Origin of the sequence: Bordetella holmesii, assembly GCF_020735985.1 — a bacterium.
GTDB lineage: Bacteria > Pseudomonadota > Gammaproteobacteria > Burkholderiales > Burkholderiaceae_B > Bordetella > Bordetella holmesii.
This window is the reverse complement of record NZ_CP085973.1, coordinates 1,270,383-1,286,563: the sequence shown is the minus strand read 5'-3', so window position 1 is coordinate 1,286,563 and position 16,181 is coordinate 1,270,383. Positions and strand designations below refer to the sequence as shown.

Annotated in this window: 13 protein-coding genes and 2 pseudogenes; 12 read left to right on the top strand and 3 right to left on the bottom strand. The window is 63.4% G+C overall.

The window, feature by feature from the left end; all coding sequences use genetic code 11:
* Positions 1-47: 47 nt before the first annotated feature.
* Positions 48-1,349: pseudogene (locus tag LK440_RS06140) on the bottom strand (D-amino acid dehydrogenase).
* A 139-nt stretch (positions 1,350-1,488) separates the two neighbouring features.
* Here LK440_RS06140 and LK440_RS06135 point away from each other — a divergent pair.
* From LK440_RS06135 to LK440_RS06105, 7 genes and pseudogenes are all read left to right on the top strand, one after another.
* Positions 1,489-1,956, top strand: coding sequence for a winged helix-turn-helix transcriptional regulator (locus LK440_RS06135; RefSeq protein WP_005014203.1), 468 nt, complete (start codon positions 1,489-1,491; stop codon positions 1,954-1,956).
* Positions 1,957-2,026: 70 nt separating this feature from the next.
* Positions 2,027-2,677 (top strand): DUF502 domain-containing protein, encoded by a 651-nt coding sequence (locus LK440_RS06130; RefSeq protein ID WP_005014210.1) that lies wholly within the window; start codon positions 2,027-2,029, stop codon positions 2,675-2,677.
* A gap of 86 nt (positions 2,678-2,763) precedes the next feature.
* On the top strand, positions 2,764-3,903 hold the full coding sequence (locus tag LK440_RS06125; protein WP_005014211.1) for a hypothetical protein: 1,140 nt from the start codon (positions 2,764-2,766) through the stop codon (positions 3,901-3,903).
* Positions 3,904-4,071: 168 nt separating this feature from the next.
* On the top strand, positions 4,072-5,076 hold the full coding sequence (locus LK440_RS06120) for an ISL3 family transposase (protein WP_005012353.1): 1,005 nt from the start codon (positions 4,072-4,074) through the stop codon (positions 5,074-5,076).
* Positions 5,073-6,320 (top strand): UDP-N-acetylglucosamine 1-carboxyvinyltransferase, encoded by a 1,248-nt coding sequence (locus LK440_RS06115; RefSeq protein ID WP_005014212.1) that lies wholly within the window; start codon positions 5,073-5,075, stop codon positions 6,318-6,320. Before LK440_RS06120 ends, LK440_RS06115 begins: the two co-directional genes overlap by 4 nt.
* Positions 6,321-6,705: 385 nt before the next feature.
* Positions 6,706-7,480: pseudogene (locus LK440_RS06110) on the top strand (DeoR/GlpR family DNA-binding transcription regulator).
* An 18-nt stretch (positions 7,481-7,498) separates the two neighbouring features.
* Complete coding sequence (locus tag LK440_RS06105; protein WP_005014215.1) at positions 7,499-9,103, top strand: glycerol-3-phosphate dehydrogenase/oxidase; 1,605 nt, start codon at positions 7,499-7,501, stop codon at positions 9,101-9,103.
* A gap of 11 nt (positions 9,104-9,114) precedes the next feature.
* Here the strand turns inward: LK440_RS06105 and LK440_RS06100 are convergent, their stop codons facing one another.
* Together LK440_RS06100 and LK440_RS06095 are read right to left on the bottom strand one after the other, a co-directional pair.
* Positions 9,115-9,801: a type 1 glutamine amidotransferase domain-containing protein gene (locus tag LK440_RS06100; RefSeq protein ID WP_005014221.1), complete on the bottom strand. Its 687-nt coding sequence runs from the start codon at positions 9,799-9,801 to the stop codon at positions 9,115-9,117.
* Positions 9,798-10,838 (bottom strand): NADP-dependent oxidoreductase, encoded by a 1,041-nt coding sequence (locus tag LK440_RS06095; RefSeq protein WP_005014223.1) that lies wholly within the window; start codon positions 10,836-10,838, stop codon positions 9,798-9,800. The genes LK440_RS06100 and LK440_RS06095 overlap by 4 nt, the downstream gene beginning before the upstream one ends.
* A 115-nt stretch (positions 10,839-10,953) precedes the next feature.
* On the opposite strand from LK440_RS06095, the gene LK440_RS06090 reads away from it, so the two are divergent.
* Genes LK440_RS06090 through LK440_RS06070 form a run of 5 tightly spaced genes read left to right on the top strand, consistent with a single transcriptional unit; the run spans position 10,954 to position 16,160 of the window.
* Positions 10,954-11,625, top strand: coding sequence for a TetR/AcrR family transcriptional regulator (locus tag LK440_RS06090; protein ID WP_005014226.1), 672 nt, complete (start codon positions 10,954-10,956; stop codon positions 11,623-11,625).
* Entirely contained in the window at positions 11,622-12,614 is a 993-nt protein-coding gene (locus tag LK440_RS06085; protein WP_005014227.1) for an HlyD family secretion protein, read from the top strand. The genes LK440_RS06090 and LK440_RS06085 overlap by 4 nt, the downstream gene beginning before the upstream one ends.
* Positions 12,611-13,549 carry an ABC transporter ATP-binding protein gene (locus LK440_RS06080; RefSeq protein WP_005014228.1) on the top strand — a complete coding sequence of 313 codons (939 nt, stop codon included), beginning with the start codon at positions 12,611-12,613 and terminating at the stop codon, positions 13,547-13,549. The genes LK440_RS06085 and LK440_RS06080 overlap by 4 nt, the downstream gene beginning before the upstream one ends.
* Positions 13,546-14,700, top strand: coding sequence for an ABC transporter permease (locus LK440_RS06075; protein WP_005014229.1), 1,155 nt, complete (start codon positions 13,546-13,548; stop codon positions 14,698-14,700). Before LK440_RS06080 ends, LK440_RS06075 begins: the two co-directional genes overlap by 4 nt.
* A gap of 8 nt (positions 14,701-14,708) precedes the next feature.
* Positions 14,709-16,160 carry an efflux transporter outer membrane subunit gene (locus LK440_RS06070; RefSeq protein ID WP_005014231.1) on the top strand — a complete coding sequence of 484 codons (1,452 nt, stop codon included), beginning with the start codon at positions 14,709-14,711 and terminating at the stop codon, positions 16,158-16,160.
* Positions 16,161-16,181 lie beyond the last annotated feature (21 nt).

The window sequence follows — 16,181 nt, the reverse complement described above, 5'->3', positions numbered from 1 at the left end:
AGGATTGTGGCACAAGCCCCTGCACCGGACAGGGCGATTGCCTTGCGTCAGGCCCCGTTCTGCCCCAGGCGCAAATCACCGGCAGCGCGCGCGGTGCGCTGATAGCGCGAAATAGCCAGATCATCGGCGCGGATGGCAGGCTGGCAGCCCATGACAATGTCGGCCATGAGCCGGCCGGAGCCGCAGGACATGGTCCAGCCCAGCGTGCCGTGCCCGGTATTCAGAAAGAGGTTGTCGTAGCGCGTCGGGCCGACGATGGGCGTGCTGTCTGGGGTCATGGGCCTCAGACCCGTCCAGAATTCCGCGCCAGCCACATCCCCTGCCCCGGGGAAAAGATCCTGCACCACCATCTCGAGGGTGGCGCGGCGCTGCGGCTTGAGGCGCAAATCAAAGCCGGCGAGCTCGGCCATGCCGCCGACGCGGATGCGTTCGTCAAAACGGGTGATGGCGATCTTGTAGGTTTCATCGAGCACGGTAGATACGGGTGCGGCCGCCGCGTCGGTCATGGGGATCGTGAGCGAATACCCCTTGACCGGATAGACCGGCAGATCCAGCCCCAGCGGAGCGAGAAAGTCCCGCGTATAGCTGCCGAAAGCGGCAACATAGGCGTCGGCGCGCAACAGTTCATCCGCCACCCGCACGCCGCCGATCCGGCCATTTTCCACCACCAGGCCGTCGACGGCCTGGTTAAAGCGGAACTGAACGCCCATACCGCGGGCCAACTCAGCCAGCGCGCGCGTGAAACGTCGGCAGTCGCCCGTCTCGTCATTGGGCAAGCGCAGACCGCCGACCAACTTGTTCAGCGAACGCGCCAGCGCAGGTTCGGCCACAGGAAGGCGGTTGCGATCGAGCAACTCATACGGCACGCCTACGTCTTCCAGCACGGCCATGTCGCGCCGTGCGGCCTGCATCTGCGCCTCGGTTCGAAACAACTGCAGCGTGCCCTGGGTACGCTGTTCATACTGAATGGCCGTCTCGTCGCGCAGTTCGCGCAGGCAATCACGGCTGTATTCCGCCAGCCGCAACATCCTCTCTTTGTTGACGGCATAGCGGCCCGCCGTGCAATTGGCCAGCATGGCCGCCAGCCAACGTCATTGCCAGAGGCTGCCGTCGACCCGCAGGGCCAGCGGTGCGTGCTTCTGAAACATCCATTTGAGCGCCTTGGCCGGAATGCCCGGGGCTGCCCAGGGTGTGGAGTACCCTGGGGAGACTTGGCCGGCGTTGGCATAACTGGTTTCATCAGCCGGACCAGGCTGGCGATCCAGTACGGTCACCTGAGCACCCTGCCGGGCCAGATAATAGGCCGTCGTCGTACCAATGACACCGCTGCCCAAGACGATGATATGCATGGTGATTCCCCGCGATTCTCATATTACCAAGTCGATTCGGGTAGTCTATGACCGCATATCTAGTGAAAACCACCAAATATACGCAAAAAACATTAAACTTCCACTGGATCCGCCCTCTTTCTTGCCGCCGGGGAGTGAAATGCGCGAACTGGATCGCATCGATCGAAGAATCCTCGATATCCTGCAGCGCAACGCGCGCATCTCCATCACCGACCTGGCCGAGCAGGTCAGCCTATCTGCCACCCCGTGCTCCGAACGTGTCAAACGCCTGGAACGCGATGGCGTGATTGCCGGCTACCATGCGCGCCTGAATCCAGCCGCCCTGGGCAAAACGTTGCTGGTTTTTCTGGAGATCCGGCTCTCGGCCAAGTCGGGCGATGTGTTCGACAAGGTCAAGCAAGAGTTGATGTATGTGCCGGAAGTGATGGAATGCCACCTGGTTTCGGGTGACTTTGACTATCTCGTCAAGGCCCGGCTGACCGAAATGGCTGAATACCGCCGCCTGTTGGGCGAGATTCTCAAACGCCTGCCCGCCTCGGCCGAATCGCACAGTTATGTCGTGATGGAAGAGATCAAGGAATCGCTGTACTTGCCGGTGGACCGCTGAGCCATACCGCGCGGCTGGCTTCGAGTACCATTGGCGCCTGATTGGACACCTGCTGTCCGGAGTTGATCACATGTCCCGACGACTATATCGCTATTTCTTTCTTGGCCTGATCACCGTTCTGCCGATCGCGCTCACGCTGTATTTGCTATTCATCTTCCTGGCATGGACGGAAGCGATCGCGCTGACCTTCCTGCGTCCGTTCATCGGCAATTTCTACATCCCCGGCCTGGGGCTGTTCCTGGGCATTCTGGCCATTCTGGCCATCGGCTTTCTGGTCTCCAAAGAGCGTGTGCAGCGCGTGGTGCTCTTTCTGGAAATCCCGTTTACCAACGTGCCCGTGGTCAAGAGCATTTATTCGTCGCTCAAGAGCTTTGCCGACTATTTCTCCTCCAGCGCGAAGGCTACCTCGCAACAGGTCGTTGTGCTGCGCATGCCCGGCAATCCCCTGGAGGTGGTGGGCCTGATCACTCGCCGCGGCACCGATGATTTGCCCGAAGGCTTCTTGCCTGGCGAACGCGTGGCCGTCTATCTGCCCATGGGGTACATGATAGGAGGCTACACGGTGTTCGTACCCACGGAATGGGTAACGCCAATCAATATGTCCGTCGAGGAGGCCATGCGCTCCTCGCTGATCGCGTGGATGGCTCGCTCCGACTCCACAAGCCCGCCGCCTTCCGACCCCCCAGCCACGCCGGCGCCGCCCACGGACCGTGCGGCCTGATTTATGCTGTAGCGGATGCGCGGGTCGCCAGACCCGCCCCGACCCAAGCCGGTGTCCACCGGCGTTCGCCATCAGGTGCTTGATCCATGCAGCCCAGTGCAGCCCCCTACGCCGCCGATTCCGGCGGCATTCGTATTCTTCCGGCCTCCTCTGACAGCCTGGCTGCAGCCCAACGCTTCCTGCATACGCGGGGGCTGGACCAGCACGCATGGTGCGACAGCGCCGCTGACGGATCCGGGCGTATTCGCGCGCGCGCAGACTTCGCCGCGCGTCACCTGCCAGAGGGTGACACGACCAGCTTGGTCCAAAGCCTGGGATTGGACACGGGCGGGGACGCCGATCTCGAGCAGGAAATCGTGCTGGCCATGCTGGCCTGCCCGGTTGCCTTTCCCTTCCCCGACGTGGCCGAGCTCGAAGCGGCAATCCGTGTGCGCCGCAACATCGTGCGCGCGGCGACCCGTACCGCGTTGGCGTTTGACACCGAGCAGGCCGAGCGCCCGGCGCAATACTGGACATACGACGAAGCGACCGGCTTTACCATCCTGCCGGGCCGCTCGCTGATCGAAGGCCTAACCCTGGCCACCCAGCCTCAGGTATCAGGGCAGACCTACGCCTTCTCGTGTTATCGCGCGACCGAATACGTCACCGTGCTGGGCATCGCGCAAGAACTGCAGCAAAGCAATCCGGAGCTCCATGCCAGGTTGCAACGCCAATGGGAGACACGCGCCGTGATGTCGGGGCGTTTCCATGATGCGTTCCTGCGCGAGTACGGCTCGCTCGATGACCCGTTGCCGCCACGCTTTTACGTGCCGGGTGACCGGCTTTGGTTTCGCAACCCCGATCCGCATTCTTCCAACGTCGAAGGCTATGAGGGCTCGTGGGTGTTCTACCTTGGATCGGGCCTGTTCAATAACTTCTGGAAGCGCGATCAGCCTTACACGCTCACGCATAAATGCCTGGAAATTTTTCACTGGCGTGACGGTGCGCGCCTCGATGCCGAAGGCAAGCTGTTCATCGATGAAGACATCGTAGAAGCCTCGGTCGCCCAAACTAAAGCCGATCCGGCCGCGTGCCAGGCGGTACTGCAGCGCATGCTGCGCATCCGTGATCCGCAAGGTGTCTACGCCGAAGGCGGCTGCATCGACGCGACCCGCGAGTGCGCGCGCTGGGTGTTGCCTGGCCACGCGGACATTGCGTTGCCCGAGTTTCCTCAGGCACTGTCCTGACTTCATGTTTGAATATCATGTCTCATTTGATCGTTCATGGCGGCACGGCATTGCGCGGCAAGATCGTCCCTCCCGCCAATAAAAAAGGTTCATCGCGGAATAGCGTGGAGCCGTGCTTGATTGCCGTTACGCTTGATCCTTGATTTTTCAAGGATCAAGGCCGGGATCATGCTGGACCGCAAGACGATCGAGAGGTTGGGTGGGTGGGAAGGTTATCGGGTGGAGCGGGTCGTGTGGCCTGAAGGTGAGAGCCGGACGGTCACGATTTACCTGAAGCCTTCAGCGCGAACGATGCACTGCGAGCACTGCGGCAACCGATGTCGGCAGGTGCATGAGACGACCACGCGCCGGGTGCGGGATCTGCCGCTAATGGCGCTGCGAGTGACGCTGGTAGTGCCGCGTCGGCGGGTCTGGTGCGAGCAGTGCGGTGGACCGCATCTGGAGAGGCTGAGCTGGCTGGGCCGTTACCAGCGAGTGACCGACCGGCTGGCCGAGGCGGTCAGCCAGTTGCTTGAGTCCAGCAACATTCTGGCCGTGGCGCGCTTCTTCCAACTGGGTTGGCACACGGTCAAGGCGCTGGACAAGGCCCTGCTGCGACGGGCGATCCAAGAGCCGGACTGGAGCCAGATCCACTACCTAGCGATGGACGAGTTCGCTCTACACAAGGGCCATCGTTATGCCACGGTCGTTGTCGATCCGATCCGCCGTCAGGTGCTATGGATCGGTGATGGCCGCTCGCGCGAGACGGCCAGAGCCTTCTTCGAACAACTGCCAACAGGAGTTGCCCAGCAGATCCGGGCCGTAGCGATCGACATGACGACGGCCTATGAGCTGGAGATCCAGGCCAACCAGCCCTTGCTCACCGCTTATCTGATGCGCGATGAGCTCAAACAGCTGTGGTTCTACCAACACCCCGGCTACGCCCGCCAGGCATGGGATCACTGGCTGCAACAGGCTCAGGGCAGCGGCATCGCCGCCTTGGCTCACTTCGCGCTCAAGCTAAAAGCCTATCTGCACGGGATTCTGTCTCGCTGTCGCCACCGGCTCAACACCAGCATCGTCGAGGGCATCAACAACACCATCAAAGTCATCAAGCGCCGCGCCTACGGCTACCGCGATCAGGAGTACTTCTTCCTCAAGATCCGGTCTGCATTCCCCGGTATTCCTCGATGAACCATAAAAATGCCGTACTGCCCATTCTCTGCGCCACGCTTCTGACCGACCAGCCGTTGCGGCTGATTGGCGTGCCCGAAATCACCGACGTCAAAAAGATCCTCGACATCTTTCGGCAACTGGGCAGCGATGTAAACGTTGATTTTGCGTCTGGCGTTCTGGACCTGCACCACTGCCATACCGCTTTCGATCCGGCGCACCATCATTTGCCCGAAGAAATGCGCTCGTCCATCATGCTGGTCCCGCCCTTGCTGGCGCGCTTTGGCGTGGCCCGCCTGGAAAACGACGTCAAGGGGTGCACGCTGGGCGTGCGTGAGATCGATCCGCACGTCGAAGTGTTCGAACGCTTTGGCGCACGCATCGAACGCGCGCCTCATTCGCTAATCGTGCGCGCCGACGGGAAAATGGCGGCCAATGATCATTGGCTCGATTACGCATCGGTTACCACTACGGAAAACTTCGCCCTGTGCGCCGTAGCCGCTCAAGGGGTGTCCACCCTGGTCAATGCCGCCTCCGAACCGCATGTGCAGGAGTTCTGCCGGTTTCTGGAAATGCTGGGCGTTCCCATCAGCGGAATCGGAACGTCCCATCTGCGTATCGAAGGCGGCCAGCGTCTGGGCGGTGGTGAATTCCGGTTCGACGAAGACTTCCACGAAATCGCCACTTTTCTGGCGCTGGGGGCCATCACCGGCGGCGCCATCACGGTCAAGAACTCTGCTCCCGAGCAGTTCCCTCTCATCGATCGCACATTCGCCAAGTTTGGCGTTGAGGTCGAGCATCACGATGGCTGGTCGCAGGCGCATTGCGACGGCCCGCTGCAGGTGCGCCGGCCCTTCACCCAGAACATCCTGACCAAGGTCGAAGCCGCCCCGTGGCCCTACCTGCCCGTCGATCTGCTGCCCATTTTCATCGCGCTCGGCGTACGGGCGCAGGGCAGCGCCATGTTCTGGAACAAGGTCTACGACGGCGCCATGGGTTGGTCGGGAGAGCTGTCCAAGTTTGGCGCCCACGTTTTTCTTTCCGATCCCCACCGCCTCATCACATTCGACGGCCTGCCGCTCACCCCGGCCAAGGTCGAAAGTCCCTATATCATTCGCGTGGCCATCGCGTTGCTGATGGTGGCCGCCAGTATCGAAGGCCGCTCGGAAATCACCAATGCCCTGCCTATTCTCCGGGCGCACCCCAATTTCGTCGAAAACCTGTGTTCGGTAGGGGCTTGCGTAGAGTGGACCGAAGGCGATTGACGGCCGATTCGTCGAGCCGCCGTTTATCAGGCTGACTTCCGGCACCCCGCAAAGCGGCGGCAAGTTCGCACCCTGAACCAGCCCCATGCGCGGGTCGACGCGGGGTCGGAACGTGAGTACCTGGCCAGGCCTGAATGTCGACATCGACGCCATCAGCCCGTGGCCGGTACTTCGGCATCCGCCGTGCGCCTGGGCCGCAATACGCAGATCACCATCATTGCCCCTGTCGGATGGACGGATCGGGTTGCCGGCTTCGGTGCCCGCACGCCCGCGTTTGCACACGCCACAGGCGCGGCACGAGCGAACCTGGTACGACAGAAAGCGAACATAATCCACGCGCGAATAGGATTATGTGTTTTCGCTTTTGTTGTTTTATCATGTAACCATGACACTGAACCCCCGCCAAAGTGCGCTCCTGGAGCAGGTCCGATCTCAGGGGTCGGCCTCCATCGAAGAGTTGGCGCGCGCCTTCGATGTGACGTTGCAGACGGTGCGCCGCGACGTCAATCTGCTGGCTGAGGCCGGCATGCTTTCGAGATTTCATGGCGGCGTGCGCAGCGAAGCATCGACCATCGAGAATATCGCCTACCGCCAGCGCCAGGGTCTGCACGCCGAGGGCAAGCGGCGCATCGCCGAAGCCGTGGCGCGCGCCGTGCCCGATGGATGTTCTCTGCTCATCAACATTGGCACCACCACGGAAGCGATTGCGCGCGCCCTGCTGCGGCACCGAGGTCTGCGCGTCATCACCAATAATCTGCATGTGGCCGACATCCTATCGGACAACCCGGATTGCGAAGTCATCGTCGCCGGCGGCGTCGTGCGCCCGCGCGACCGGGGGATTACCGGTGAGGCCACGATCGAGTTCATTCGGCAATTCAAGGTGGACATTGGCCTGATCGGCATATCCGGTATCGAAGCCGACGGCACCTTGCGCGATTACGACTTTCGTGAGGTACGGGTCGCAAGGACCATCATTGATCAGTCGCGCGAAGTATGGCTGGCAGCCGACAGCAGCAAGTTTCAGCGCCAGGCCATGGTCGAGCTGGCACCCATTGCCCGCATCAGCCGTTTTTTTCACCGACGCAGAACCGCAGCCCGCGCTGGCCCAAATCCTACGCGACGCGGGCGTGCGTTGCCATATCGCTGGCGATGCGCCCTGACTCTCTTTCTTCGCAACCATGAACTCACGCCCTTCCGACGCCACGCCCACACGCGCTGAACTTCTCGCCCGCCTGGAGCCCTCCGCTCCTTGGGACGTCATTGTCATTGGTGGTGGCGCCACCGGTCTGGGCACGGCCGTCGATGCGGCCTCCCGCGGCTTCAGGACCCTGCTGCTTGAAGGCGCGGACTTCGCCAAGGGAACATCCAGCAAGGCCACCAAACTCGTGCATGGGGGAGTGCGCTATCTCGCCCAAGGTAACGTCAGCCTGGTACGCGAGGCGCTGCACGAACGCGGACTGTTGGCGCGGAACGCGCCCCATCTGGCCTGGCCGCTCGGATTCGTGGTCCCGGCCTATTCGATGCTGGACCAACCTTTTTATGGCGTGGGGCTCAAGCTCTACGATATGTTGGCCGGAAAACTCAACCTGGCTCCCAGCCGCTGGCTATCCTCGCGCGAAACCCTGGCACGGGCAAGCACGCTGGCGCCCGCCGTCAACGGCCAACGGCTGCGTGGAGGAGTGCTGTATTACGACGGCCAGTTCGACGACGCTCGGCTGGCCACAGCGCTGATGCGTACGCTCCTGGATCTGAGTGGCACCGCGATCAACTACGTCAAAGTCGTCGGCCTGACCCGTGATGCACAAGGCCGCATCGACGGCGTACGGACTCATGACACCATCGATGATACCCAACACACCGTTAGCGGCCGGTGCGTCATCAACGCCACCGGGGTGTGGGTTGATGCGGTGCGCCGTATGGACGACCCCGCCGCGCAAACGATGGTTGCCCCCAGTCAAGGCGTACATTTGACGCTGCCGCGGGATTTTCTGCCTGGCGAACAAGCCATTCTGGTGCCGAAAACCGATGACGGCCGGGTGCTTTTCATGGTTCCCTGGAACGGTCATACCATCGTCGGCACCACCGATAGCGCACGTACGGATCTCCCTATTGATCCGCGCCCGATGCCCGGCGAGGTGGACTTCATCCTCGAGACCGCCGCCCGCTACCTGACTCGCAAGCCCACGCGTGCGGACGTCACCAGCGTCTGGGCTGGCCTGCGGCCATTGGTCAAGGCCACCGGCGACGCCTCCACGAAGTCGCTATCGCGTGAACACACCATCCTGACTGCCAAAAGCGGCCTGATCACGGTCACCGGCGGCAAGTGGACCACCTATCGCCGGATGGCCCAGGATGTGATGGACACTGCCATCAGCAAACAGTTGCTGCCGCAAGCACCCTGCCGCAGTGCGCAGTTACGCCTGCACGGTGCGCCGGCGGCCGACGCCAGGCCGCTGGCGCCGCAAGGCACACCGGATAGCTACTACGGCACCGATTTGCCGGCCTTGCGTGCCCTGCCAGGCGCCGACCGCATGCTGGTCCAAGCCAGCGGGCTGACTGAAGCGCATGTACGTTATGCCGCCCGCCACGAGCTGGCGCAATCGGTCGAAGACGTGCTGGCGCGCCGCAATCGTGCCCTCTTCCTGGATGCCGCGGCCGCCAGCGTGGCCGCACCCGAGGTTGCGCGCATCCTGGCTCAGGAGCTCGACCGGGACGACGCCTGGCAACAGCGCACGGTGGCTGACTTCGAGGCCGTTGCCGCGACGTTCCGCTTGCCCGATTGAGCCGGCCTCGCTCAGTCGCGCGCCAGCGCGGCCAGCAAGGCCTGCGCCGCGCCTGCTGAGGAAGCCGGGTTCTGCCCCGTGATCAGCAGACCGTCGCGCACCACGTATTGTGCAAACGGTTGCGGTCCTGCGCTGTAGTCGGCGCCGAGCCTTTTGAGTTCATCCTCGACCAGAAACGGCACGACATGAGTCAGCTTCATGGCCGCCTCTTCGGCATTGCTGAATCCGGTTACCCTGCGCGCTGCCACCAACGGCTCTCCGCCGCAGGTTTTGGCATGCCTCAACACGCCAGGCGCGTGACACACCGCCCCTACCGGCTTGCCAGCCGCAAGCAGCGCCTCGATCAGATCCAGCGAGTGGCGGTTTTCGGCCAGATCCCATAGCGGCCCGTGGCCGCCGGGGTAGAACAGCGCGTCGACATCCGCGGCCCGGATATCGGCCAGTCGCTCAGTGGCGGCAAGTTGCGCCTGCGCGGGTATATCCTTGTCGAACCGGCGCGTGGACTCGGTCTGGGCCTGACTGGCCTGGCTCTGGGGATCCAGCGGCGGTTGCCCCCCGCGCGGCGAGGCCAGCGTGATGTGCGCCCCCGCATCCTTGAAGACATAAAACGGCGCCGTAAACTCCTCAAGCCAGAAACCCGTCTTGCGGTCCGTATCGCCCAGGCGCTCATGCGATGTCAGCACCATGAGTATCCTCATGCGTCGTCTCCCACTCGTACGATGCGCTTGCCCGCGTTCTCACCGCGCAACAAGCCGATCAGACCACGACCGGCGGCCTCCAGCCCCTCGATCCTGTCTTCGCGGTATTTGACGTCACCCTGCTCGAGCCAACGGCTCATCACCTGGCGAAATGGGATGAACCCGTCCGGGTAATCCTGCATGATGATGAAGCCCTGCATGCGGATGCGCTTACGCAATATCGTTCCCATGAGGGCGGGCACCCGGTCCGGTCCCGGTGCAAGCTCGGTGGCGTTATAAGTCGAAATCAGCCCGCAGACCGGCACCCGCGCCCGCGGATTGAGGCGACCCATGACGGCATCAAAAATTTTTCCGCCGACGTTCTCGAAGTAAACATCGATGCCATCTGGCGTCACCTCTGCCAGCATGTCCGCCAGGTCGGGGCTATGGTGGTCCAGGCAGGCGTCAAAGCCCGGTTGTTCGACCGCAAATCGGCATTTTTCCAAACCGCCAGCAATCCCCACCGCGCGGCATCCCTTCAGGCGCGCGACCTGCCCCACCACTGAACCCACCGCGCCGGTGGCCGCAGCTACCACCACGGTTTCGCCAGGCTGGGGCTGCCCTATGTCGAGCAGGCCCATATAGCCGGTATAGCCAGGCATGCCAAGCACACCCAGCGCATACGAGGGCTGCTGTGGATCTCGTCCCAAGCTGAGCAAGCCATGGCCGTCCGACAACGCCCAATCCTGCCAGCCGCTTTGACCCAGCACCCATTCGCCCACCTCAAAGTCAGGATGCTGGCTGGCCGCCACACGGCTTACCGTGCCGCCCACCATGACCTGATCCAGGTCCACCGGCTTGGCATAGGATGGCGCATCGCTCATGCGGCCCCGCATGTACGGATCCAGCGACAGATAAACCGTACGCAATAACACCTGGCCCGGACCAATGCGAGGTACGGCTTCGGTCACCAGCCGAAAATCGCTCTCCAGGGGCTCGCCCCGGGGACGACGGGCAAGCAGAATGCGGCGATTGACGGAGGCGGATTGTTCAGCCATGCGCGAACTCCTTGATGGATTTGATCTCTTTTACACCAGGCAGGCGCCCGCGCGCCCGGATCCTGTCACATATATCCGTTTTTAATTAACTTATTCATTAATTAAACTTGCGTCCATGGTGACCTTAACCGCCTCGCTACGCCTGCGCCGCCCTGGACGGCCTGCCCGCCCCGACGCCGGCGCCACGCGTGCACTTCTGCTCGATACCGCCACGGCCCTATTCGCGCAGCACGGCGTGTCGGCAACGACGATTGCCCGCATTGCCCAGGCCGCGGGCCTGACCGCGGCCATGGTGCATTATTACTTCCGCAATCGCGACGCCTTGCTCGACACGGTCGTAGCCGAGCGCCTGGTGCCTCTCATCGAATACGTCTGGTCACCGCCCGACAAGGTCTGCTCCCTGCGCGGGATGGTGCGCACCATCGTGGCCAGGCTGATGGAGTGCGCCGACCAGCGCCCGTGGCTTGCGCCGCTATGGATGCGGGAAGTCGTCAACGAAGGCGGGGAGTTGCGCGATCGCGTCCTCGCCCACCTACCGACCGAAAGACTGCGCGCCTTTGCGCAAGAACTCGCGCAGGCGCAGGCCCAAGGCCAGATCCACCCGGGGATAGATCCCAGACTGGTTTTTCTCTCCATCCTGGGCACAACGCTGTTGCCCTTGGCTACCGCCGGGGTCTGGCGGCGCGTCTGGGGCCAGGACCAGCCCCTGGACCGTACCGCCATCTCCGCCCACGCCTGTGCGCTTATCGAGCACGGCCTTTTCTCTTCCAGACGCCGACGCCCATGACTTTGACCGATCCTACGCCCATGACCCGGTTCGCTCGCCTTGCCGCGGCGGCGTTGGCCTGCGGCCTTGTGGCCGCCTGCGGCCGCGAATCAAACACCGCTTTCCAGGGCTATGCCGAGGGTGATTTCGTCGCCGTGGCGCCTACCCAGTCCGGACGGTTGCTCAGCCTCGATGTCGAACGGGGGCAGCAAGTGCCCCAGGCAGGTCTGCTGTTTACCCTGGATCACGACAAAGAAACGGCGGCTCGCGACGAAGCCCAGGCGCGATTGACCGCAGCGCAGGCTCAACTGGCCGACACCGCCAGCGGCAAACGACCGCCCGAGGTCGCCGTCGTGCGGTCCCAGCTCGCTCGTGCTCAGGCAGAACAGACCCGTACCGATGCCCAACTGGCGCGCGACACGCGCCAGTATCAAGACGGGGGCATTTCGCGCCAGGAGCTGGACAATACGCGCGCCTCCGCCAATGCCAATCGTGCCCAGGTCCGCGAGTTGCAGGCCCAGCTTGAAGTGGCCACGCTGCCAGCCCGTGACCAGCAACGTCAGGCGCAACAGGCCGACGTTCAAGCGGCCGCAGCGACGCTGGCCCAGGCGGACTGGAGCCTGGCACAGCGACGCGTTCAGGCTCCCGCCCAATCCCTGGTGTTCGACACCCTGTACCGGCCTGGCGAATGGGTCAACGCCGGCAGTCCGGTGGTACGGTTGCTGCCGCCGGGCAACATCAAGCTGCGCTTTTTCGTCCCACAGGATCAAGTCGGTCGCCTGCGCGTCGGCCAGCCGCTGAGTATCGCCTGCGATGGTTGCGGCGGCGCCATACCGGCGCACATCAGCTATATCGCCACGCAGGCGGAATACACGCCACCCGTCATCTACAGCCGCGAAGTGCGGGACAAACTGGTTTTTCTGGTCGAAGCGCGCCCCCAGGCGGATCAGGCCACTCGCCTGCATCCCGGCCAACCGGTGGACGTGCGTCTGGACGAGACGGCGCCATGACCCAGCCCGACCCTGTCATCGACGTCCAGGGGCTGACCAAACGCTTCGGTGACAAACTGGTCGTCGAACAAGTGTCACTGCAAGTCGGGCGCGGCGAGATCTACGGATTTCTCGGTCCCAACGGCAGCGGCAAGACCACCTGCATACGCATGATGTGCGGGCTGCTCACCCCCGACGCCGGCAGTGGCACCTGCCTGGGTTACGACATTCTGCGTGACAGTGGCAGCATCAAACGCCACGTGGGGTACATGACGCAGCGGTTCTCGTATTGGGAAGATCTCACCATCCGTGAAAACCTGGACTTCGTAGCGCGTATCTACGACATGCCCCGACGTCGGCAGGCCGTGGACCACGCGCTCGAGCAGTTGCGCCTGCAGGGGCGGGCCAATCAACTGGCGGGTTCGCTATCAGGCGGCTGGAAGCAACGCCTGGCATTGGCCGCTTGCCTGCTGCACGAACCCCAATTACTGCTTCTGGACGAACCCACTGCCGGCGTTGACCCGACGGCCCGGCGCGACTTCTGGGAAGAGCTGCACTCCCTGGCCGCACAAGGTATTTCGGTGTTGGTCAGCACCCACTACATGGATGAGGCCGAGCGCTGCCACAAACTGGCTTATCTGGCCTACGGCCGCATGCTGGCGCAAGGCACGGCCGAGAGCATCACCGCCGGCCAGCAGTTGCAGACCTGGGCGGTACGAGGAGCAGATCTGGTGCCATTGGGTCAGTGGTTGCGCGGCCAGCCCGGTGTCGCACAGACCGTGGCGTTTGGCAATGCGCTGCACGTCAGCGGTCAGCTCGGCGGACCGTTGGAGCAGACACTGCGCGACGCGGTACATCGCCGCGGTCTGACGATTGCGCCCGTGCCAACCAGCCTGGAAGATGTCTTTATTTATCTGATGAGCCGAGCCAGCGACAACTTCGGGAGCCAACCATGAGCGCCGTGCGTACTCAAGGGCGCTTTTTCTCCTGGACGCGCTGGTGGAGTATGGTGCTCAAGGAGTTTCTGCAGTTGCGACGTGACCGCATTACCTTCGGCATGATCATCGTACTGCCCTTGGTGCAGCTTGCACTGTTTGGCTACGCCATCAATACCGACCCCAAGCAATTGCCAACGGCTGTCCTGGCCGCCGATCAGAGCGAGTTCACGCGCAGTTATCTCTCGGCGATGTCCGCCTCGGATTACTTCAGAATCGTCGACACGCTGCCTGACGAAGCCAGCGCACGGCAGGCACTGGCGCGCGGCGACGTGCTCTTTGTGGTCACTATCCCCCCGGACTTTACCCGCAAGTTGCTGCGCGGCGAACGCCCCGCCCTGCTGATCGAGGCCGATGCCACGGATCCCCTGGCCACGGGCATGGCCATCGGCGCGGCAGCGCAACTGGCCGACAGCGTCCCACGCCATGACCTGACCGGCCCCTGGGCGCATCTGGCTGGCGCGCCTGCTGCCTTCGACGTGCGGGTGCACCGTCTCTACAACGAAGAGCAGGTGTCGCAATACAACACCGTTCCCGGCCTGATCGGCATGGTGCTTACGCTTACGCTGGTAATGATCACCGGCCTGGCCATGACCCGGGAACGTGAGCGCGGCACCATGGAGAACCTGCTCGCCATGCCGGTCACGCCGTTGGAAGTGATGACCGGCAAGATCATGCCCTACATCGCCATTGGCCTGATCCAGGCCACGATCACGTTGGCAGCGGCCCGTTTTGTCTTTCACGTGCCCTTCGAAGGCAGTCTGCTGGCCGTCTATCTGACGACACTGCTTTTCGTTGCGGCTAACCTGACCGTGGGCATCACCTTGTCGTCGGTGGCTCAGAACCAGCTGCAGGCCTTGCAGTTGGCGATGTTTTACTTCCTGCCCAATCTCTTGCTGTCGGGCTTCATGTTCCCCTTTTTGGGCATGCCCGCCTGGGCGCAAGCCATCGGCAACGTGCTGCCGCTGACCTATTACAACCGGCTGATTCGCGGCATTTTGCTCAAAGGCAATGGCTGGATCGATCTGTGGCCCAGTATCTGGCCGCTGATTGTTTTCACGCTGGTCGTCATGGGCCTGGCCTTGCGTTTTTACCGCCGCACCCTGGATTGAGTGCCTCGATGCCCCATTACGCTACGTTCGCGACCCGATTGCCCTGGCTGGTGCTGCTGGCCGGTTGCGCCGTCGGCCCGGATTTCCACCCCCACGCCCCCCAAGGCACGCCCTTGAGCATGCCAGCCCAGGTGGGCCAGGGCCGCGACGCGCAAGCCCTGCAGGCGGGCGCGGATGTGCCCGCCCAATGGTGGCAATTGTTCGGATCGCCGGTCCTCGACACGCTCGTGCGCCAGGCGCTGGCTGACAGCCCCACCCTGGCGCAGGCCCGCGCCAAGCTCGTTCAAGCGCAAGAGACCGCCAATGCACAAGCCGGCTCGCGCCTGCTGCCGGCAGTCGACGCCAAGCTGTCCGGCGTGCGGCAACGGGTGGACCCGTCCTCCATGGGTATCGACGTGCCGCAGCCCGAGCCTTTCGCCCTGTATAACGCCTCGATTGCGGTGTCTTACACCTTGGATATCTGGGGCGGCGAAAGGCGGGCTGTCGAAGGCTACGTCGCCGAGGCGCAGCGCATGGCCTATGAATGGCAGGCGGCTCGCATGACCCTGGCGGCCAACGTCGTCACGACTGCCATCAGGCAAGCCGGACTGCGCGAGGAGCTAGAGGCCGCCACGGCCCTGGCCGAGGCCCAACAGTCGCAATTGACTATCGTCCGCAAGCGTCTAGACGCCGGCGCGGTCGCCGAACGGCAGTGGCATGCGCAGGCCGCGCTCGTGGCCCAGACGCAGGCTCAGTTGCCCACGCTGCGACAGGAACTCGCGCGCAGCACGCATCAACCGGCCGTGTATCTTGGACGGGACCCGGGCAGCATGTCCGATCCTGGCCTGAGGCTGTCGAGCCTCAAACTGCCGCAGCAAGTGCCGGTAAGCTTGCCCTCGGCGCTAGCGCGACAGCGTCCCGACATCCTGGCTGCGGAAGCCGCGTGGCGCCGCGCTGCGGCCGATGTGGGCGTGGCCACGGCCAATCTCTACCCGCGCCTGACCCTGACGGCCGGCTTCGGCACCCAACGCACCCATGCAGGGGACCTGGGCAACGGCATCAACATCTGGAACCTCGGGCTGGGCCTGGCTCAGCCCTTGTTCCGGGGCGGCGAACTACGGGCCCGCAAGCGCGGCGCCGAGGCCGCCTACGAGGCCGCGGCCGCGGCCTACCGCAATACGGTTTTGCAAGGTTGGCAGCAGGTGGCCGACAGCCTGCGTGCCCTGGAACACGACGCCGAGGTGCTCGGCCAGCAGCGTCAAGCCGAAGCGCAAACAGAGGCCGTTTACACCACCGCCAGCGACCAGTACCACGTCGGCGGCATCAGCCAATTGAACCTGCTCGACGCGCAACGTCAATTACTCTCGGCACGGCGCGACCGTATCCAGGCCCAGACCCGCCGCTACACCGATACGGCCGCGCTCATGCACGCGCTGGGTGGCGGCTGGTGGAATGAAGCCCCCGCCGAAGCGGGCGTATGATGGAGGCTGTATCCGCCTTCG